Raw genomic sequence first — 2574 nt, 5'->3', positions numbered from 1 at the left:
GGGTAGATCTGCTGCAGCGAGTGCAACATGAGCTCCGCCCGTTCCTCCGCGGTGAGCGAGAGCCACTTCAGCGCGTCGTCGTTCCAGGTGTAGGACAGCAGGATCACGGCCGGCTGGTCCGGGCCGTTGTCCAGCAGGTAGGTGGCACGGTTCAACCGGTCGGTCAGCGTCATGGACAGGACCTCGCGGCCGGTGGCCGGGTCGATGACCTTCCAGAACGGCCGGTCCACCATGACGAAGGTCTTGGAGGACTGCATGTAGTGGGAGCGCTCGATCGCCGTGCACAGTTCGGCAGGGAACAGGGCCTCGTCCGTGTGGATCCTGGTCGAGAGCAGCCATGACTGGCAGGTGGTCACCACCGCCGGGTAGGCGGATTCGCGACCCCAGCGTTCCCGGATCCGGAAGTCGCCGCCGCCGTCGCGGGCGATGCGGTCCACGGCGCCGCGCGGCGCGCCTGCGTGCAGCGAGGCCAGCGAGGTGCCGTCCGGCCAGTGGGCCATACCCGACGGCGCGTGCTCCCACAGTGCCTCGGGGAGCCGCTGCGCGCCGCCGTCGATGAGCCGGTGCCGGTCATCGGCGTCGGTGTAGACCACGCGAAGGATTTCGAGGATCGAGTTGGGGAAGTCGGTGTCCCAGCCACCGGTGCCGAATCCCACCTGCCCGAAGGCCTCGCGGTGGGCGAATCCGGCTTCCTTGAAGGAGTCGCTGCCGGCGATGAAGCCGTAGAACGTCTGCTCGTCCAGCTGCGGGAGCAGCGCGTTCCAGAGGTCCTTGATCCGGGCTGTGTCCCGGGCGCGGATGGCGTCCTGCATCTCGGCGAACGCGGCGCCGTCGTTCACGGCAGCCTTCCACGCGTCCGCCACCTCACGGAAGAACGGCGGCAGGTCCGCGGCGGTCTCGGCATAGTATTTCTGGCCCGCGAGCTCGATCACCGTGCTGGAGGTCGCCGGCGCCAGCGGATTGGGGAAGGCCCGGGTCTGCAGCCCGAGCAGGTCCACGTAGTGGTAGAAGGCCTTGCCGGATTCCGGGAACCGCATTCCGCCGAGGTCCGCCACGATCCCCGGCGCGGACGGGAAACTGGCGGTCCGCAGCCGGCCGCCGATCCTGTCGGCCTCGTAGACAACCGGCCGCAGGCCCAGCTTCATGAGCTCATACGCGGTCACCAGTCCGGACAGTCCGGCACCGACGACGGCGACCTCGGTCCCGTACAGCTCGGGCGGCACCGATCCCAGGCCCTCCGGGTGGGCGAGGTAGTGGTCGTAGCTGAACGGGAAGTCCGGATTCAGCATGGTGATGGGCGCCGCGCCCGCTTCAGCAGCGGACCGGGGAGCCGGAAGTTCGGTGGCGATGGTCATGAGATCTCTGCCTTCATTTCCTGGTGTGTGGTGGTGTTGTCAGGGTGGCGGCTTGATAGGTCAAGGTAGTCCTCGTGGCTCAGCGCAGCCACCCTGGAGTTCTTCCGGCCGTAGCCGAAGTAGGCGGCACAGCCAACGAGCATCCAGGCCCCGAACACCGCCCAGGTCTCGGCGCCGAGGTTGGCCATGAGGTAAGCGCACATGAGGGCGCCGAGAACCGGTGTCAGCGGAAAGAGCGGGACGCGGAAGCTGCGAGTGAGTTCGGGCCGGGTCCGCCGCAGGTAGATGACTGCCACGTTCACCAGGGCGAAGGCGAACAGGGTACCGATGCTGGTCGCGTCCGCGAGGGCACCGAGCGGCACCAGGCCGGCGGTCAGTGCGACGGCGGTGCCCACGATCATGGTTCCGGCAGCCGGCGTGCCGGTCCGGGCCGAGATCCGGCCGAAGACCTTGGGCACCAGGCCGTCGCGCGACATCGAAAGCAGGATCCGGGTCTGCCCGTACAGCACGGTCAGCACGATGCTGGCGATGGCGAGCACGGCGCCGACGGCGAACACCACGCCAACCCACGGCTGGCCGGTGATTTCCTCAAGGATCTTCACGAGGGCCGCCTCGGTGCCGTCGAACCAGCCCCAGGGGCGCGCGCCGATGGCGGCGACGGCCACAAGCACATAGATGCTGGTGACGATCAGCATGGAGAGCAGGATGGCCCGCGGGAGGTCGCGCTTGGGATTCCGGGCCTCCTCGCCGGCCGTGGAGGCGGCATCGAAGCCGATGTAGGAGAAGAAGACCCGGGAGGCTGCGGCGGAGACGCCGGCGGCGCCCATCGGCATGAGGGGTTCGAAGTGTCCGCCGTTGAAGGCGGTGAAGGCCACGGCGCAGAAGAACAGCAGGATGCCGACCTTGACCAGGACGATCGCCGTGTTGATCCAGGCGCTCTCCTTGGCGCCGCGGACCAACAGCACGGTGGCCAGGGCGACAATCACGATTGCGGGCACGTTCAGCACGCCGCCGGCTCCCGGCGGTTGCGAGATGGCGTCCGGGAGTTCCAGGCCAAAGACCGCCAGGGCCTCGTTGACGTACTGGCCCGCACCGACCGCGACGGCGGCCACGGAGACGGCATATTCGAGCACCAGGCACCAGCCGCAGATCCAGGCCATGCCCTCGCCCATGGTGGCATAGGTGTAGGAGTAGCTGGAACCGGCGGCAGGGACCAGGC

The 2574-nt window shown here is 68.4% G+C and carries 2 protein-coding genes; both read right to left on the bottom strand.

The genetic code is table 11. The annotated features are described in order from the left end of the window. The coding region (locus LQV45_RS25315; RefSeq protein WP_230009381.1) for an NAD(P)/FAD-dependent oxidoreductase at positions 1 to 1355 on the bottom strand (1355 nt) is incomplete at its 3' end. After that, positions 1352 to 2574, bottom strand: a 1223-nt coding sequence (locus tag LQV45_RS25310; RefSeq protein ID WP_230009380.1) for an amino acid permease, incomplete at its 5' end; no start/stop codon positions are given. The genes LQV45_RS25315 and LQV45_RS25310, both read right to left, overlap by 4 nt.

The organism is Microbacterium sp. Bi128 (genome assembly GCF_918698205.1).
Note: the sequence above shows the minus strand (reverse complement) of the source record. Positions and strands in the feature narration are given on the sequence as shown.